This is a genomic window from Amycolatopsis sp. NPDC051061 (assembly GCF_040682935.1).
In the GTDB taxonomy this organism is placed as follows: Bacteria; Actinomycetota; Actinomycetes; order Mycobacteriales; family Pseudonocardiaceae; genus Amycolatopsis.
This window is the reverse complement of record NZ_JBFBBZ010000021.1, coordinates 36,020-52,804: the sequence shown is the minus strand read 5'-3', so window position 1 is coordinate 52,804 and position 16,785 is coordinate 36,020. Positions and strand designations below refer to the sequence as shown.

The 16,785-nt window shown below is 73.4% G+C and carries 17 protein-coding genes; 6 read left to right on the top strand and 11 right to left on the bottom strand.

All coding sequences use genetic code 11. The features are described from left to right. Positions 1-78 precede the first annotated feature (78 nt). Genes AB0N03_RS26890 through AB0N03_RS26880 form a run of 3 tightly spaced genes read right to left on the bottom strand, consistent with a single transcriptional unit; the run spans position 79 to position 1,786 of the window. Complete coding sequence (locus tag AB0N03_RS26890) at positions 79-492, bottom strand: hypothetical protein (RefSeq protein WP_364377174.1); 414 nt, start codon at positions 490-492, stop codon at positions 79-81. Further along, complete coding sequence (locus tag AB0N03_RS26885; protein ID WP_364377172.1) at positions 492-1,052, bottom strand: sigma-70 family RNA polymerase sigma factor; 561 nt, start codon at positions 1,050-1,052, stop codon at positions 492-494. Before AB0N03_RS26885 ends, AB0N03_RS26890 begins: the two co-directional genes overlap by 1 nt. Continuing rightward, the gene (locus AB0N03_RS26880) at positions 1,049-1,786 is read right to left on the bottom strand and encodes a pyrimidine reductase family protein (protein WP_364377170.1); all 738 of its coding nucleotides are present in this window, start codon (positions 1,784-1,786) and stop codon (positions 1,049-1,051) included. The genes AB0N03_RS26885 and AB0N03_RS26880 overlap by 4 nt, the downstream gene beginning before the upstream one ends. 89 nt (positions 1,787-1,875) lie before the next feature. Between AB0N03_RS26880 and zapE the strand changes: the two genes are divergently transcribed. After that, the gene (gene zapE, locus AB0N03_RS26875) at positions 1,876-2,904 is read left to right on the top strand and encodes a cell division protein ZapE (RefSeq protein ID WP_364377168.1); all 1,029 of its coding nucleotides are present in this window, start codon (positions 1,876-1,878) and stop codon (positions 2,902-2,904) included. Here zapE and AB0N03_RS26870 read toward each other — a convergent pair. The 3 genes from AB0N03_RS26870 to rocD all read right to left on the bottom strand — a co-directional run bounded on the left by AB0N03_RS26870 (position 2,858) and on the right by rocD (position 6,163). Then, a complete protein-coding gene (locus tag AB0N03_RS26870) occupies positions 2,858-3,409 on the bottom strand; it encodes a phosphatase PAP2 family protein (protein WP_364377360.1) in 552 nt (183 codons plus the stop codon). The two genes, zapE and AB0N03_RS26870, sit on opposite strands and share 47 nt — an antisense overlap. Positions 3,410-3,469: 60 nt before the next feature. Next, positions 3,470-4,828 carry a DUF2252 domain-containing protein gene (locus tag AB0N03_RS26865; protein ID WP_364377166.1) on the bottom strand — a complete coding sequence of 453 codons (1,359 nt, stop codon included), beginning with the start codon at positions 4,826-4,828 and terminating at the stop codon, positions 3,470-3,472. Between the two features lie 102 nt (positions 4,829-4,930). After that, on the bottom strand, positions 4,931-6,163 hold the full coding sequence (gene rocD / locus AB0N03_RS26860) for an ornithine--oxo-acid transaminase (protein WP_364377164.1): 1,233 nt from the start codon (positions 6,161-6,163) through the stop codon (positions 4,931-4,933). A 144-nt stretch (positions 6,164-6,307) separates the two neighbouring features. Here rocD and AB0N03_RS26855 point away from each other — a divergent pair, with 144 nt between their 5' ends. The 5 genes from AB0N03_RS26855 to AB0N03_RS26835 are packed head-to-tail and all read left to right on the top strand — an operon-like array spanning position 6,308 to position 11,037. Then, positions 6,308-6,637 (top strand): metalloregulator ArsR/SmtB family transcription factor, encoded by a 330-nt coding sequence (locus tag AB0N03_RS26855; protein ID WP_364377162.1) that lies wholly within the window; start codon positions 6,308-6,310, stop codon positions 6,635-6,637. Then, a complete protein-coding gene (locus AB0N03_RS26850; protein WP_364377160.1) occupies positions 6,634-7,101 on the top strand; it encodes an SRPBCC family protein in 468 nt (155 codons plus the stop codon). The genes AB0N03_RS26855 and AB0N03_RS26850 overlap by 4 nt, the downstream gene beginning before the upstream one ends. A 17-nt stretch (positions 7,102-7,118) precedes the next feature. Continuing rightward, a complete protein-coding gene (locus AB0N03_RS26845) occupies positions 7,119-7,970 on the top strand; it encodes a PPK2 family polyphosphate kinase (RefSeq protein ID WP_364377158.1) in 852 nt (283 codons plus the stop codon). Between the two features lie 20 nt (positions 7,971-7,990). Further along, positions 7,991-10,090, top strand: a complete 2,100-nt coding sequence (locus tag AB0N03_RS26840; protein ID WP_364377156.1) for a prolyl oligopeptidase family serine peptidase — start codon at positions 7,991-7,993, stop codon at positions 10,088-10,090. After that, positions 10,087-11,037 (top strand): LLM class F420-dependent oxidoreductase, encoded by a 951-nt coding sequence (locus AB0N03_RS26835; protein WP_364377154.1) that lies wholly within the window; start codon positions 10,087-10,089, stop codon positions 11,035-11,037. The genes AB0N03_RS26840 and AB0N03_RS26835 overlap by 4 nt, the downstream gene beginning before the upstream one ends. A 43-nt stretch (positions 11,038-11,080) precedes the next feature. On the opposite strand, the gene crcB is transcribed toward AB0N03_RS26835, so the two are convergent. From crcB to AB0N03_RS26810, 5 genes are all read right to left on the bottom strand, one after another. Further along, positions 11,081-11,455, bottom strand: coding sequence for a fluoride efflux transporter CrcB (crcB, locus tag AB0N03_RS26830; protein WP_364377152.1), 375 nt, complete (start codon positions 11,453-11,455; stop codon positions 11,081-11,083). Then, entirely contained in the window at positions 11,452-11,784 is a 333-nt protein-coding gene (locus tag AB0N03_RS26825) for a DUF190 domain-containing protein (RefSeq protein WP_364377150.1), read from the bottom strand. The genes crcB and AB0N03_RS26825 overlap by 4 nt, the downstream gene beginning before the upstream one ends. Continuing rightward, positions 11,784-12,191 carry a CrcB family protein gene (locus AB0N03_RS26820; protein WP_364377358.1) on the bottom strand — a complete coding sequence of 136 codons (408 nt, stop codon included), beginning with the start codon at positions 12,189-12,191 and terminating at the stop codon, positions 11,784-11,786. Before AB0N03_RS26820 ends, AB0N03_RS26825 begins: the two co-directional genes overlap by 1 nt. 59 nt (positions 12,192-12,250) lie before the next feature. Continuing rightward, on the bottom strand, positions 12,251-13,639 hold the full coding sequence (locus AB0N03_RS26815) for an FAD-binding oxidoreductase (protein WP_364377148.1): 1,389 nt from the start codon (positions 13,637-13,639) through the stop codon (positions 12,251-12,253). A gap of 82 nt (positions 13,640-13,721) precedes the next feature. Next, positions 13,722-16,721, bottom strand: coding sequence for an AAA family ATPase (locus AB0N03_RS26810; protein ID WP_364377146.1), 3,000 nt, complete (start codon positions 16,719-16,721; stop codon positions 13,722-13,724). Between the last annotated feature and the right edge of the window lie 64 nt (positions 16,722-16,785).

The window sequence follows — 16,785 nt, the reverse complement described above, 5'->3', positions numbered from 1 at the left end:
CTCTCGCGGCGGTCTCTCGCCCGTACGATGCCCGCGAGCGCGCGAACCTCACGCAAGGTCCCCCGATCGGGGGAATGCCTAGCCGGGGTCGACGTCCACGACGTGCACGTTCACCGTCATGGCGACCCCGAGCTGATGGCACAGCTCCGCGGTGATCTCCCGCCGCAGCGCCTCGGCGGCCGCGTCGGCGGTGAGGCCGAACCGGACCGACACGAGCACCTGCACGGCGTCGTCCTCGACCGCGACGGCCGACACCCGCACCCCGTCGGGCGCTCGCTCGGCGGCGACGGCCGAGACCAGCCGGCCGACGACGTTCCCGGTGACGCGCAGGCTGCCCGCCTCGCCGGGCACCTCCACGGCGGTCCGGCGGCCGCGCGCGACGGCCCGCAGCACGCGTTCGACCAGGCCGGGCGGGGTCGGCACCCGGCGCCGGGCCGCCGCGCGCACGGCGTCCCAGCGCGGGTCCCGCTCGGGGTCGGAAAGCTCGGCCATCACCGCTCCCTCAACTCGGCGAGCAGCGCCACCCTGGCCCGGTGCAGCCGCGAGCGCAAGGCGCCGACGTTCACGTCGAGCACCTCGGCGACCTCTTCGTAGCTCAGGCCCTCCAGCTCCCGCAGCACCAGCGGCACCCGCTGCGACACGTCCAGCCGGCTGATCGCGCGCAGCACGGCGTCGACTTCCGCGGCCCGCACGACCCGGCCTTCGGGGCCCGGGTCGGCCCCGGCGAGCAGCGCACTGTCCAGAGTGGACTGTCCGTCGGGTTCCGGGCAGTCGAGCGAGATCGTGGGCCGGCGCCGCCGCAGCAGCGCGAGCGCGCTGTTGGTGACCACCCGGTAGAGCCAGGTCGACACCGCGGACTCGTACCGGAAGGACGCGAGGGAGCGCCACGCGGCGAGCCACGAGTCCTGGACGACGTCCTCGGCCTCGGCGGCGCTGCCGGTGATCCGCAGCGCGAGGCGGTACATCCGGGGCGTGTGCCGCCGCACGAGCGCACCGAACGCGGCCTCGTCGCCGGCCGCGGCCCGGGCGAGGAGGCCGTCGTCGTCGTTCACCCGGCGTCCCGGCGGTAGCGCAGGAACGTGAAGCCGTCCTCGAGCAGGATCGACGCCAGCGCGAGCGACCGCGGCACGGCGACCGGCCCGGCGGCGATCCGCCCGGCCGGCCCGCCCACGAGCAGCGGCGCGACGGTCAGGCACAGCTGGTCGACCCGGTCGGCGGCGATGAGCTGCGCGAACAGCCCGGGGCCGCCTTCGCAGGCGATCCGGCGCAGGCCACGCGCGGCGAGCAGGTCGAGGGCGCGCTCGACGTCGACGTCGTCCTCGCCGGCGCGCAGGACCTCGGCCCCGGCGGCTTCGAGGGCGCCGGTCGGCGCGGTCTCCGTGGTGACCACGATCGGGGGTACGACGGTCTCGGTGAACAGCCGGGAGGAGGGGTCGAGATCCGCGGTGCGGGTCACCACGGCGATCGGCGGGACCGTCTCGAACCCCAGCCGGCGACGGCGTTCCAGGCGCTTCGGGCCCGCGACGACCCCGCGGTAGTCCTCCGCGCGGGCGGTCCCGGCGCCGACCAGGACGACCTCGGCGAGGTCGCGCCCGAGCAGGAAGACCCGCCGGTCGGCGGCGTGCGAAAGGCCCGCCGACGTCGTGTCGACCTCGACGGCGCCGTCCGCGGAGGCGACGAAGTTCACCTGCACCCACGGGCGGTCGAGCTCCGCCGGGTAGGCGTAGATCTCCTCGAGGTCCACCCCGGTCAGTTCGCCCGTCGAAGAGGGCCACACGCTCCGCACGCGACAATCCCAGCACGGGGGTGAAGTGCGTCTCGACCGGGGGACAGGCCCGCTCACCGGCACTCGGTGCGCGGATAGGCTCTGCGACCATGGCCGCGCACCTCACCGACCGCCGTCCCGAGCTGTCCGCCGACGAGCTGATCGGTGCGCTGGTGCCTCCGCCGCGCTTCGACGCCGTGCGGTTCGAGACGTACCTCCCGAACCCGGACGAGCCGAGCCAGGCCGCCGCGGTCGAGGCCTGCTCGGCGTTCGCCGCCAAGATCGGCCCGCGCAAGGAGAAGAAGCGCTTCAGGCTCTTCGGCGGCGCTGGCGGTTCCTCGGAGCCGGCCGGGCCGATGGGGCTCTACCTCGACGGCGGGTTCGGCGTCGGCAAGACCCACCTGCTCGCCTCGGCCTGGCACGCGGCGCCCTCGCCGAAGGCGTACGGCACGTTCGTCGAGCTGACCCACCTGGTCGGCGCGCTGGGCTTCGCCGAGGCCGTGCGGCGGCTTTCCGAGCACCGGATCCTGGCCATCGACGAGTTCGAGCTGGACGACCCGGGCGACACCACGCTGGTCACGCGGCTGCTCCAGGAGCTCATGGACGCCGGGGTGTACATCGCCGCGACGTCGAACACGCTGCCCGAGAAGCTCGGCGAGGGCCGGTTCGCCGCCGAGGACTTCCTGCGCGAGATCCAGACGCTGTCGGCCCGCTTCGCCGTGGTGCGCGTCGACGGCCCGGACTACCGCCACCGCGGCCTGCCGGACGCCCCGCCGCCGGTCACCCCGGAGGTCCTCGAAGAGTCCGTCGCCGCGCACGAGGGGTCCACTGTGGACGACTTCGACGCGTTGTGCGAACACCTGGGTTCGCTGCACCCCTCCCGCTACGGACGGCTCCTGGACGGCGTCACCCGCGTGCACCTGCGGGGCGTCCACCCGGCGCCGGACCAGAACGTCGCGCTGCGGCTGGTGGCGTTCGCGGACCGGCTCTACGACCGGGCCGTCCCGGTCGTCGTCTCCGGCGAGCCGCTGCCGGCGCTGTTCCCCGAGGAGATGGTGAACGGCGGCTACCGCAAGAAGTACCTGCGCGCGGTCAGCCGGTTGACGGCGCTGGCGCGGGACGCGGCACCGACCACGTGAGCAGCACGACGGCGACCGCGAACAGCGTGCCGCCGACGACGTCGGTGAGGTAGTGGTAGCCCATCCCGATCAGCCCGGCGGTGGCGGCGAGCAGCGCCAGCGCGGCGAGCACGGCGACGACCGCCCTGCGCGTGACGAGCACGAGCACGGTCAGCACCGCGACCAGGCTCACCGTGTGGCCGCTCGGGTAGACGAGGGTGTCGTTCTTCCACCGGTCGTAGAGCGGTTTCAGCAGCCAGCTCGTCAGCAGGATCGCCAGCAGCGGCGCGCCGAGCGCGAACACGGCATCGGCCCGCCGCCCGGCGCGCAGGCACAGGACGACGGCGAGCACGCCGAGCGGGATCACCACGTACGGCTCGGTCGGGAGGACCAGCGCCCGCAGCACACCGGGGCTCAGGTGCGCGATCCAGCCGGCGACCGTCGCGTCCACGGCGCCGGGTGCCGTACCCCCGGCGAAGGGCAGCCCCAGCAGCACCGCGAGCAGCCCGCAGATCGCGGCCGGCACCCACAAGGTCCTCACCTGCGCGAGAATAGCCGCGACCACGGGGGACGACCTCCGGGGCTCTCAGGTCGTCGAGAAGGCGGCGTGGTCGGCCTCGGTCCGGTCGGCGTACCGCACGGCGTACGCGCCCATCGCCTCGTCCAGCTCGGAGTCGTCGGCGAAGTAGCCCGCGAGGAGCTTCGGGTGCAGCGACCGCGTGTGGGCGCGGGCGAGCAGGGCGCCGGCCAGCCGGCCGTAGTCGTCGAGGTGGTCCTTCTCCAGCTCCGCCGGGTCGATGTCACCCTTGAGGTTCCGGAACTGGCGGACGATGAACGGGACGCCGTCGATCGTGGTCCAGCCGAGCAGGACGTCGGTCTCGGCCTGCACGAGCCGGGCGCCGTCGACGATCCGCCGTCCTTCGTGCTCCGCTTCCGGCAGGCCGAGGTACGGCGCGAGCGCGGGCGGCTGGGCCTGTTTCACCTGCAGCACCAGGTCTTCGTCGTCGTTGCCGTGCAGCAGGGCGACGTAGCTGCGCAAGCCCACGCTGCCGGTGCCGACCACGCGGAAGGCGACGTCGGCGATCCGGTACCGCGAGATGAGCGTCCGCCGCGACTCGCGCAGCGTGTCCACATAGGACACCAGACCGGCGGCGACGGCCTCGGCGGTCTTCACGTCGACGTGGGTCAGCACCGGCGGATCCTCGACGAACCGGTGGCGCGCCAAGCCGGTCTCGTGGTCGTCGACGCGCTCGGTCCACCTCGCGGAGACCTTCGCGCTGTCGTTCTTGCGGGCCTTCTCGGCGGCGTCGGCGAAGTCGTCGATCAGCTCGTCCGCGCGGGCCTTGGACAGCACCGAGGAGTCCGGCAGGGCGTTCCAGCTGCGCAGGAACGGCAGGTCGGCCAGCGCGCGGATGGTGCGGCGATAGGACTTCACGGCGTCTTCGGCGGCTTCGCGGCAGCCGGACTCGCCGATGCCGCCCTCGCGGCCGGCGAGCACGAGGCTGGCGGCGAGCCGTTTGAGGTCCCACTCCCACGGGCCCGGGACGGTCTCGTCGAAGTCGTTGATGTCCATCACGATCTTGCCTTCGGGCGTGCCGTAGAGCCCGAAGTTGGCGGCGTGGGCGTCGCCGCAGAGCTGGGCGGCGACCCCGGAGTCCGGCGTGCCCGCGAGGTCGGCGCCCATCAGCCCGGCGGCGCCGCGGAAGAAGGTGAACGGCGAAGCGAGCATGCGTTCCCGGCGGAGTTCGACCAGCTCCGGGAGCCGCCCGGCGTTGCTGGCGTCGAAGTACTGCTTCGCGCTCGGCCGGTCTTTCGCGGCGGCTTCGTGGTCGTGCACGGCGGCGGGCGTCTTGTCCCGGAGCCGCTTCCCCTGCTCGTAGAGCTCGGCCGGTGTGACGCTGCCGGTGCCGACGAGCGGCCGTTCCACCCATTCCCCTGATCCCATACGGGCACAACGTCCGAAGGGGACGTTCTGCTCCCTTTGGAGCGGAAGTTGTGCTCCGGATGCCGCCGGGGCGGGAGGCTCACCCGGCGGCATCCGGTGGCTTCAGGGGCGGACGACCTCGGCGATCGCGTCGATGCCGCGGTCCAGCTCCTCGCGGGTGATCACCAGCGGCGGCGCCACCCGCAGGGTGCGCTCGTGCGTCTCCTTGCACAGCACGCCCCGCGTCGCCAGCGCCTCCGATGCCTCGCGGCCCGACGGTCCGCCCGGCGCGATGTCGATGCCCGCCCACAGGCCGCGTCCGCGGACCTCGGACAGCCCGGTGCCGATCAGCTCCCCGAGTCGCGAGTGCAGGTGCGCGCCCAGCTCGGTCGAGCGCTGCTGGAACTCGCCCGTCTTCAGCAGCCGGACGACCGCGCGGCCGACCGCGCAGGCCAGGGGGTTGCCGCCGAACGTCGAGCCGTGCTCGCCCGGCTTCAGCACGCCCAGGACGTCCCGGCGGCCGACCACCGCCGACACCGGCAGGATGCCGCCGCCGAGGGCCTTGCCCAGCGTGTACACGTCCGCGCGGACGCCTTCGTGGTCCAGCGCCAGCACCGTGCCGGTGCGGGCCAGCCCGGACTGGATTTCGTCGGCGATCAGCAGCACGCCGTGCTCGTCGCACGCGGCACGCACGTCGGCGAAGTATCCCTCCGGCGGCACGATCACGCCGGCTTCGCCCTGCACCGGCTCCAGCAGCACGGCAGCCGTGCGGGGGGTGATCGCGTCGCGCAGCGCGGCCGCGTCGCCGTACTTCACCGTGACGAAGCCCGGGGTGAACGGGCCGAAGTCGGCGCGGGCGGTCTCGTCGGTCGAGAACGACACGATCGTCGTCGTCCGGCCGTGGAAGTTCGAACCGGCGACGATGATCTCGGCCGTGCCGTCGGGCACGCCCTTGACCCGGTGCGCCCACTTGCGGGCGATCTTGACGACCGACTCGACGGCCTCGGCGCCGGAGTTCATCGGCAGCACGAGCTCGGTGCCGGTCAGCTCGGCCAGCTCGCGGCAGAACAGGCCCAGCTGGTCGTGGTGGAACGCCCGCGACGTCAGGGTGACGAGGCCGAGCTGCTCCACCGCGGCGGCGATCAGGTCCGGGTGGCGGTGGCCGAAGTTCAGCGCCGAGTACCCGGAGAGGAAGTCGAGGTAGGACCGGCCTTCGACGTCGGTGACGGAAGCGCCGGAGGCTTCGGCGATCACGACGGGCAGCGGGTGGTAGTTGTGCGTGCTCCACCGCTCGTCGAGCTCGATGAAGCTCGCGGCGGTGGGGGCGGCGGTCTCCCGGCCGGCGAACGTCGTCATACGTTCAGGTTAGAGGCAGAACACGCAGAATTCAGCCGGGAATCATTGCTTTCACTCGTTGTTCGTTGCGCAATACCCGACTCGTACCCCCGAATCCGTGCGTGACGGTTGACGGGCTCATCGGTAAGCCGTAACTTACCGTTCGTGGCGGCTTACGGAAGCGACCAGCTGGCCGCGCTGGCGGACCCGTCGCGGCGCGCGATCGTCGAAGCGCTCCGCGCGGGGCCCCGCGCGGTCGGCGAGCTGGCCGCGGACCTGCCGATCAGCCGCCCGGCGGTCTCCCAGCACCTCAAGGTGCTCAAGGCGGCCGGCCTGGTCGCGGACCGGGCCGAGGGCACGAAGCGGCTGTACCGCCTCGAGCCCGACGGCATCGCCGCGGTGCGCGCCTACCTCGACCGGATGTGGTCGGACGCGCTGAAGTCCTTCGCCGACCTGGCGGAATCCCCCGAATCCCCCGAAGAGGAGCAGCCATGACCCTGGAGCCGATCCGCAAGACGATCACCGTCGCGTGCTCGCGCGAGCACGCGTTCAAGACCTACACCGAGGCCTTCGACAGCTGGTGGCCGCGCGAGCACCACATCGGACAGGGCGACCTGGCCGAAGCCGTCCTGGAGCCGAAGCCGGGCGGGCGCTGGTACGAGCGGACCACCGACGGCTCGGAGTGCGACTGGGGCGAGGTGCTCGTCTGGGAGCCACCCGCCCGGGTGGTCCTGACGTGGCGGATTGACGGCGACTGGAAAGTGGACCCGGATCCCGCGCACGCCAGCGAGATCGAGGTCAGGTTCGTCGAGGAGGGGCCGCGCAGCACCCGCGTCGAACTGGAGCACCGGGCCTTCGAGCGGCACGGCGAAACCGCGGCGAAGGTCCACGACGGCGTCTCCGGCGACGGCGGGCACGGTGGGCTGCTGAAATTGTTCGCCGAGAAAGCCGTCGCTTGACCGGGTAGTTTCGCGGGATGGCGAAGAAGGACGACGGAAGCCGGGTCCGGGACGCGCTGCGCGTCGGCGCGGAGCTGCCGGACCCGGGCTCGGCCCCGGTGGGCCCCGGCAAGAAGCCCAAGGCGCTCGCCAAGCTCGGCAGCGCGGGCGAGCGCCTGTCCAAGCTGCAGGAAGCTCTCTACGCCGAGGGCGTGAGCGGCGGACAGCGCAGCGTCCTGCTCGTGCTGCAGGGCATGGACACCTCGGGCAAGGGCGGCACGGTCTCGCACGTGCTCGGCCTGGTCAACCCGATGGGTGTGCGCTATGCCGGGTTCAAGGCGCCCACGGTGTCCGAGCGGCGTCACCACTACCTCTGGCGGATCCGCAAGCAGCTGCCGGACGCGGGCCAGATCGGCGTGTTCGACCGCTCGCACTACGAGGACATCCTGGTCCCGCGCGTGTCCGGGCTGCTCAGCGCGAGCGAGCGGCGTCGCCGCTACGGCGAAATCAACGCCTTCGAGCAGGAGCTGGCCGACGCGGGCACGACCGTCGTCAAGGTCTTCCTGCACATCTCGCCGGACGAGCAGCTGCGTCGGCTGAAGGCCCGGCTGGAGACACCCGAGAAGCACTGGAAGTACAACCCGGGTGACCTCGAAGCCCGCTCGCACTGGCCGGCCTACCAGGACGCCTACGCCGACATCTTCAAGAAGACGTCGACCGGCCACGCCCCCTGGTACGTCGTGCCCGCCGACCACAAGTGGTACCGGAACTGGGCCGTCGCCGAGCTGCTGATCGAGACCCTCGCGGACCTGAAGCCCGAGTTCCCGGAGCCGGGCTTCGACGTCGCCGCGGAGCTGAAGAAGCTGAAGGGTGTTGGCGTCCCGTCGTGATCGTCTGAAAGAGTGCGGACGTGACCGATGTCGACGACCTCCCGTTCCTCCGCAAGCAGGCCCGGACCCAGCGCTTCACCCTCGGCGCGCCGAAGGAGTTCCGGGTCGCCCCGGACGCTTCCCGCGTGCTGTTCCTGCGCGCGGAGTCGGGCACCGACCCCCGGCACAGCCTCTGGTCGGCCGATCTCGCGACCGGCGCCGAGACGAAGCTCGTCGACGCCGCCGAGCTGTTGCCCGGCGAGGAGGAGCTGCCGGCCGAGGAGCGGGCGCGCCGCGAACGCGCCCGCGAGACCGGCGGCGGCGTCGTCCACTACGGAGTCGACGCGGGCTTCACGGTCGCCGCGTTCTCGCTTTCGGGCAAGCTCTACACCCTGGACCTCGCTTCCGGCGAGAGCACGCTGCGCGTGGACGGCTCGGTGATCGACCCGCGCCCGAACCCGGCCGGCACGCACGTCGCGTACGTGCAGAACCGGCGGCTGCACGTGCTGGAGCTGGCCACCGGCGACGACCGCGTGCTCGTCGAGGAGGACGGCGAGGACATCGCCTGGGGCCTCGCGGAGTTCATCGCCGCCGAGGAGATGGACCGCACCCGCGGCTACTGGTGGTCCCCGGACGGCCGCAGCCTCCTGGCCGAGCGCTCCGACCGCGGCCCGGTGCCGCGCTGGACCATCGCCGACCCGGCCAACCCGCAGAACCCGGCCAACGTCGTCGCCTACCCGGCCGCGGGCACCACGAACGCGCTCGTGTCGCTGGCGGTGCTCGGCCTCGACGGCTCCCGCGTGGACGTCGCGCCCGGTGAATGGGAGTACCTGGCCTCGGTGCACTGGTCGGCCGGCGGCGCGCCGCTGCTGGCTGTGGAGCCGCGCGACCAGAAACGGATGGACGTCCTCGCGCTCGACGTCGCCGACGGCTCGACGTCGGTCGTGCACACCGCCACCGACCAGCACTGGATCGACATCGTCGGCGGGGTGCCGGCGTGGACGCCCGACGGGCGGCTGGTCACCGAGGGCATGGTCGACGGCGACCACCGGCTCTTCGTCGGCGGCGAGGCCGTCACGCCGGCGGGGCTGCAGCTGCGGGCCGTGCTCGACGTCGGCGACGAGATCCTCTTCAGCGCCTCCGATGCCGACCCGACGCAGATCCACGTCTTCCGGACCGAAGGTTCTTCCGTCCGTCGCTTGTCCACTGTGGACGGCGTGCACGTCGGAGCCGGATCCGCGGCGGTCACCGTGCTGTCGTCGTGGAGCCTCGAGCACAGCGGCCCGCGCGTGTCGGTGCTGCGGGACGGCGCTCCGGTCGCCTCGGTCGAGTCGTCCACTGTGGACCCGGACATCGTGCCGAACCTGACCTGGCTGACGCTGGGGGAGCGCGGCCTGCGCGCGGCGCTGCTCCTGCCGCGTGGTTACGAGCCGAGCGAAGGCAAGCTGCCGGTGCTGCTCGACCCGTACGGTGGTCCGCACGCGCAGCGCGTCCTGCAGAGCCGCAACGCCTTCCTGACGTCGCAGTGGCTCGCCGACCAGGGCTTCGCGGTGCTCGTCGCGGACGGCCGCGGCACGCCCGGCCGCGGGGCGGTGTGGGAGCGCGAGATCGCCGGCCGCCTCGCCGACGTCACCCTGCAGGACCAGGTCGACGCGCTGCGGGCGGCCGCCGCGCGGTTCCCGGAGCTGGACCTCGAGCGCGTCGCGATCCGCGGCTGGTCCTACGGCGGGTACCTCTCGGCGCTGGCGGTGCTGCGGCGCCCGGACGTCTTCCACGCGGCGGTCGCGGGCGCGCCGGTCACCGACTGGTCGCTGTACGACACGCACTACACCGAGCGGTACCTGGGCAAACCACAGGACGAGCCGGAAAGCTACGCGCACAATTCGCTGATCGAGAGCGCGGCCGAGCTGAGCCGCGCGCTGCTGATCGTGCACGGGCTGGCCGACGACAACGTGTTCGTCGCGCACTCGCTGCGGCTGTCGTCGGCGTTGCTGGCGAAGGGACGGTCGCACGTGTTCCTGCCGATCGCCGGGGCCACGCACATGACGCCGCAGGCCGAAGAGGTCGCGGAGAACCTGATGCGCACGCAGGTGGACTGGTTGCTGCGCGAGCTTTCCGCCGTGGACAAGGAGAACGCATGAGCCGTTGGGGCCTCACGATTCCGCTGACGGGGGTGCCGCTCACGGCGCACCGCGAGCTGGTCGAACAGCTGCCGGACCTGGGCTACACCGACGCGTGGACGGCGGAGACGGCGGGCACCGACGCGTTCACGCCGCTGGTCCTGGCCTCGCAGTGGGCGCCCCGGCTGCGGCTGGGCACAGCGATCGTCCCGGTGTACACGCGCGGTCCCGGCCTGCTGGCGATGCAGGCGGCGACGGTGGCGGAGCTGGCGCCGGGCCGGTTCGTGCTGGGCATCGGCGCGTCGTCGCCGGTGATCGTCTCGAACTGGAACGCGGCTCCCTTCGAAGAGCCGTTCGCGCGGTCGCGGGACACGCTGCGGTTCCTGCGTTCCGCGCTGGCGGGGGAGAAGGTCAGCGAGAAGTACGACACGTTCGCCGTCTCGAAGTTCCGGCTGGAGCGCCCGGCCGATCCGGCACCGTCGATCATGCTGGCCGCCCTGCGGCCGGGCATGCTGAAGCTTGCGGCCCGCGAGGCGGACGGCGCGATCACGAACTGGCTGGCGGCTTCGGACGTGCCCAAGGTGCGCTCGGTGATCGGGCCGGACGTCGAGCTGGCGGCTCGCATCTTCGTCTGCCCCACCGAAGACGCGGAGGCGGCGCGCGGCCTGGGCCGGATGCTGATCTCGAGCTACCTGACGGTCCCGGTCTACGCGGCGTTCCACGACTGGCTCGGCCGTGGCGAAGCGCTGGCGCCGATGCACGAGGCGTGGGCGGCCGGTGACCGGCAGAAGGCCAACCAGGTGATCCCGGACTCGGTGGTGGACGAGCTGGTGATCCACGGCAGCGTCGAGTCGTGCCGCGAGCAGGTCCAGTCCTATGTGGACAACGGGTTGACGACGCCGATCATCGCGTTGCTGCCCACGGGCGAGGATCCCTTCGAGCAGGTCCGCGGCCTGGCGCCGCGCTGAGGCGGTCGTGAGTGGGAAACCGGGTCAGAACACTGTTTCCCACTCACGACCACACCGCGGTGGCCAGCAGGAGCCCGAGCGCTCCCGACGCCAGGCCCGCGACCACCGTCACCCCCACGTTCAGCACCGCGTACAGCCGCGTCTTCTCCAGGAACAGCCGGACGGTCTCGTAGCCGAACGTCGAGAACGTCGTCAGTCCGCCGCAGAAGCCCACCGCCACCAGCGACCGGAGCGACGACGGCTCCGCGCCGTGCAGGAGCCAGCCGCTCAGGAAGCCCAGGATGAACGAGCCCACGACGTTCACCGTCAGCGTGCCCCACGGGAACGGCGAGTCCCGCCACGCCTGCACCCGCCGGTCGGTCAGGTAGCGCAGGATCGAGCCCGCCGCCCCGCCGAGGGCCACCAGCGCGAGCGTCACTTCGTCCGCCCCACGTAGCGGACCACCTCGACCTGGTCGAGCGTCACCAGGCCTTCGCCGATCAGCTCGTCCAGCTGCGGCAGAAACGCCCGCAGCTTCTCCTCCGCGTCGATGATCACGATCACCATCGGCAGGTCTTCCGACAGCGACAGGATCCGCGTGGTGTGGATCAGCGACGACGCGCCGTAGCCCTCGACGCCGCGAAGCACGGAAGCGCCAGCCAGCCCGGCGTCACGCGCGCGGCGGACGATCTCGTGGTAGAGCGGCTTGTGGTGCCAGTGGTCGTCTTCGCCAACATAGATCGTCAGGCGGGTGGCCGGTCCTTCCATCAGCGTCCCTTCCGGATCGCGCGGGTCGCCGTCAGGCCGGCGGTCACCGCGGCCAGGCAGAGCGCCACCGACGCCAGCGCGTAGCCGAGCGAAGCCAGTATCCGCCCGGTCGTCGCCGCGTCGAGGGTGTCGGTCACGAACGTGGAGAACGTCGTGAAGCCGCCGAGGATCCCGACGCCGAGGAACGGCCGGAGCAGGTGGTGGGGGCGCGCGGCGGTCGTCAGCACCGCCATCAGGACACCGATGAGCAGGCAGCCGAGCACGTTGGTGAGCAGCGTCGCGACGGCGAACTCCCCGCGCGCGTGCGGGATCGCCACCGACAGGCCGTACCGGGCGAGGCTGCCCAGCGCGCCGCCGGCGCCGACCGCGAGCAGGACGTCCCACCGGGTCGCCGGCGTTGCGGAAATGCTGATCACCTCCCGGCCGGGAACCTACTCCAGCAGGCTCCCGGCCGGGCGGTGAGCCGTTACGCCGGGCGGATGTTCTGGTTGACGTGGAACACGTTCTCCGGGTCGTACCGCCGCTTCACCTCCGCCAGCCGCGAGTAGTTCGCGCCGTACGAAGCGCGCACCCGGTCCTGGCCCTCCTCCATCATGAAGTTGACGTACGCGCCGCCCGCCGAAGTCGGGTGCAGCTCCTCCCAGTAGTCCCGCGTCCACTGGGAAATCGCCTCCGCCTGCGAAGGCGACGGATCCACCCCCACGATCACGCCCGACCACCCGCCGGACCGGTGCGGGAACGCCGTCGCGTCCGAGGCCACCCGGCTCGCCGCTCCGTCGATCGGGTACAGGTGCATCGACGAGTGCATGCTCGGCAGGCCCTCGCCGTGCTTGAGGTGGATGTCGATCGCCGCGTCGGAGATCTCGTGGAACACGTCCGCCCGCCAGTACCACTGCAGCCCGGCCGGGTACAGCGCGTCGAACGCCCCCTGCAGCGCCGTGTACGGCATCTCTTGGAGCCCGACCAGCAGCGGCGAACCGAACTCGCGCGCCGGGGCCAGGATTTCGTCGGCTTTGTCGTGTGCGCCCGTGTAGCACCAGATGATGCCGCACGCCTTGCGGCCCCACAGCTCCTCCGGGAACGGCGCCGCGGGCGGGATGGTCAGCAGGCCGAACCAGCCGTTCAGCTCTTCGGGCAGCGACGGGAGCAGCTCGCGGTACCAGCGCAGCACGTCCGGCGTGTCGCCCAGGTCGTACAGCACCGGCCCGCCGATGATCGTGCCGTTTTCGCCGATTTCGTGGCAGCGGAAGGTGAACGACGTGACGACGCCGAAGTTGCCGCCCCCGCCGCGCAGGGCCCAGAACAGATCGCTGTGCGAAGACTCCGAAGCGTGCACGAACGACCCGTCCGCGAGGACGACGTCCGCGCCGAGCAGGTTGTCGATCGTCAGGCCGAACCGGCGGGCCAGGTAGCCGATGCCGCCGCCGAGCGTCAGCCCCGCGACACCGGTCGACCCGACGATGCCCGACGGCGTCGCCATCCCGAACGCGACCGTGGCGTGGTCGACGTCGCCCCAGGTGCAGCCCGCGTCGGCGCGGACGGTGTGGTTCACCGGGTCGACGGTGGTGCTGCGCAGCCCGGACAGGTCGATGACCAGCGCGCCGTCGGCGACGCCCAGGCCGCCCGCGTTGTGGCCCCCGCCGCGCACGGCGAGGTCCAGGCCCTGCGCCCGGCCGTAGCGGACGCAGGCGACGACGTCGGCGGTGTCGCGGCAGTAGGCGATTGCCGCCGGCCGCTTGTCGATCATGGCGTTGTACGCGGCGCGGGCGTCGTCGTAGCCCGGGTCGGCCGGTGTGATCAGGTCGCCGCGCAGTGTGGCGGCCAGTTCCTCGTGCGGCAGAGCGGTGGTGGTCATGGTGCCCCTCTCGGATTTCCCGGTACCCGAAGAGAACGTAGGCACGGGGCGTTCGCGCAGCGTTCGGTCCGTTCGGCGCAGGTCAGGACCGGGACCGGCCGCCGAGGTCCGCCTCCGCGCGCCGCCGCAGGGCGACGCTGCCCTGGACGCGGGCCAGCTCCGCGGCCGCCCGCAGGCGGGGGACCGGGTCGGCGTCGTGGGCCGCCCGCAGCCGCAGCACCTCCGGTAGCCACCAGCGGTCGTCGCGGGCCTCCCCGGCGGCGAGCGCGGCGTCCAGCGTCGCGCGGGCCGCGTCCGGGGCCGCCAGGTCGGCCACCAGCGTCAGCCAGTACGGCATCCGGGCGAACGCCCCCTCGGCCTTGAGGTTCGCGACGCCTTCCTGGGCCGCGGCCAGCCCGGCCGCGCCGCCGCGGGACCAGCCGCCCAGCACCAGGGCCCACTCCCGGTAGTACGCGAAGCCGTACCGGTCGCACTGGGCGTGCAGCTCGGTGACAGCCGCCCACAGCGCCCGCCGGTCGCGGCGCATCTGGTGCGTCATGCCCGCGTACGCCAGGGCGATGGCCAGGCTGTACGGCTGCTCGATGCCGCGGGCGAGCGCGATCGCGGCGGCGCTGCTCGCCACGGCCGCGTCGTCGTGGCCGAGGAGCCAGTGGGCGTGCGCCGCCCACGCCGGCCCGTGCACGTCCGGCCGGGTGCCGATGGGCCACGACGACGCGCCGCGCGTGCGTTCCGCGCCCAGCTCGAAGTGCCGCAGCGCCTCGACCGGGTCGTGCCCGAGGTGTAGCGACGAGCCCGCGAGGATGAAGTGCGCCGAGCCGTCCTGTTCGGCGCTCGTCCCGGGAGCGAGCAGCGCGAGAGCGCGCTCGGCCGCTTCGTGCGCCTCCGCCGTCCGGCCCTGGACGAACCGGGACGACCACAGTTCCAGCAGCGCCGTCAGCGCGGACTCCTTGCTGCCCGAGGCCTCCGCGAGCGCGAGCGAACGTTCCAGGACGTGCTGCAGCTCGGGGGAGGAGTACCCGTGGTGGGCGTTGAGCGGCCCGGCGAGCGCTTCGAGGACTCCCAGCTCCGCGCGGTCGCGGTTGCCGCTCGGCGGGCGCGCGCGGACGAGGTCCAGGGCCGCCTTCAGCAGCCGGATCGCCTCGGCGTGGGCGAACGTCCCGGCGGCGACGGCCGCGGCCCGCCGGTAGTGGGCGACGGCGCGGTCGGGCCGCCCGCCGCGGGCGTACTGCTCGGCCAGCTGCGCCGCCACGGCGTCGGTGTCGTCGGCGTGCAGCAGCTCCATCCCCTGGGCCAGCCGCCGGTGCAGCAGCCACCGCCGCGGCGGGCTGACCTGCTGGTAGGCGGCCTCGCGCAGCAGGTCGTGGGTGAAGTCGTAGCCGCCGCCGACCTCGCGCACGATCCGGCGGCGCCACAGCTCGTCGACCGCGTCGACGACGGTGTCCGCGTCGAGGTCGCTCGCCTCGGTCAGCAGCTCGAGGGGGAAGTCCCGGCCGGCCGCGGCGGCGAGCCCGGCGACCTCGCGGGCGGCCGGGCCCGGCTGCTCGAGCCGCGCCCGCAGGACGCCGGTCAGGCGGCCGGACGGCGGGGAGTCCTGGGTGCGCAGGGCTTCCACGACGTACAGCGGGAACCCGCCGGTGGCCGCGTGCAGCAGCGCGCGGTCCGAAGGGGACAGTGGCCGCCCGGCGACCGCCTCGCCGAGCCGGGCGGTGCCGTCGGCGTCGAACGGGCGCAGCGGCAGCTCGGTCAGCTTGCCGTCGTCGCGCAGCCGGCCGGTCCAGGTGCCCACGCCGGGATCGAGGTCGCCGTCGCGCAGCGTCCCGGCGACGAACAGCGGCGCGTCCGGCAGGAGGCCGAGGCAGAAGGCGAGGAACGCGCGCGTCTCGTCGTCGCACCACTGCACGTTGTCGAGCACCAGCAAGACGGGCCGCCCGCCGGCGGTGAGCGCCCGGGCCAATCCCTCGAAGAACCGCAGCCGCTGCCACGCGTCGGCGCCGCCGTGCCCGCGCGCGGCCGGGCGCGCGGCGCTCGGCGGCAGCAGCCGGTCGACCTCGGTCCGCCACACCGGGTCCAGCGACGTGGCCGCCCGCTGCACGGCGGGCGTGCGCAGCCAGTCGGCCACCGGCGCCAGCGCGACCCGCCCCGGTGTGCCGAAACAGCGTCCGACGGCGACGACCGCGCCCTCTGCGCGGGCCAGCGCGGCGAGTTCGGCGACCAGCCGGCTCTTGCCGACTCCGGCGTCACCGCGCACGAGAACGACTCCCGCGCGGCCCGACGCCGCGTCACGCCACGCTTCGCCGAGGCGCGCCAGCTCGCCGGCCCGGCCGACGAGGCCGGGTGCCGCCGCCCGCCGGGGTTCCGGGTCCGGCCGGGCGAGCAGCCGGCGCAGCGCCGCGCGGGTCGGCTCGGCCGGGACGACGCCGAGCTCGCGTTCGAGGACCGACGCGCACCGGTGGTAGGTGCTCACCGCGCCCGCCCGGTCGCCGGCGTCGGCCTGCAGCCCCATCAGCGTCCGGTAGCCGGTCTCCTCCAGCGGGCGCAGCCGGATCCGGCGCCGTGCCGCGTCGAGCGCGACCGCCGGGTCGCCCGCCGGGGTCCGACAGAGCAGGTCGCACAGCTCGACGCACTCGCGGTCGAGCTCGGCGCGGGCCGCCAGGACCCAGTCGTCGGCCAGGCCCGGCAGCAGCTCGCCGCGGTAGGCGGCGAGGGCGGCCCGCGCGTGGGCGACGACGTCGGCGGCGTCCGTCGCGGCGAGGGCGGTTTGGCGGGCGACGTCGAACTCCCGCACGTCCACCCGGCTCGACGGCGTGTCCCGCCAGCACAGGTCGCGGCCGGTGACGGCCAGCGAGGGCGGGTCGCCCAGCACGCGACGCAGCTGGTGCAGCTCGCGGCGGAGGTTGGTCAAGGCCTGCGCGTCGGTCGAGTCCGGCCAGAACAGCCCGGCGAGCACCCGCCGCGGCTGCGCGAGCCCGGCGTGCACGACGAGGTGGGCCACGAGCGCGACCGAGCGCGGCGACCGCGTGAGCACGGCGCCGGTCTCGTCGTCGGCGATCACCTGCTCACCCAGCAGCGACACCCGCAGCACCCGGCCACGCTAGCCCCCGGACGGGTTCGCGCGCGGATCTTCACCGGCGAGGGGTTGCGCCGGG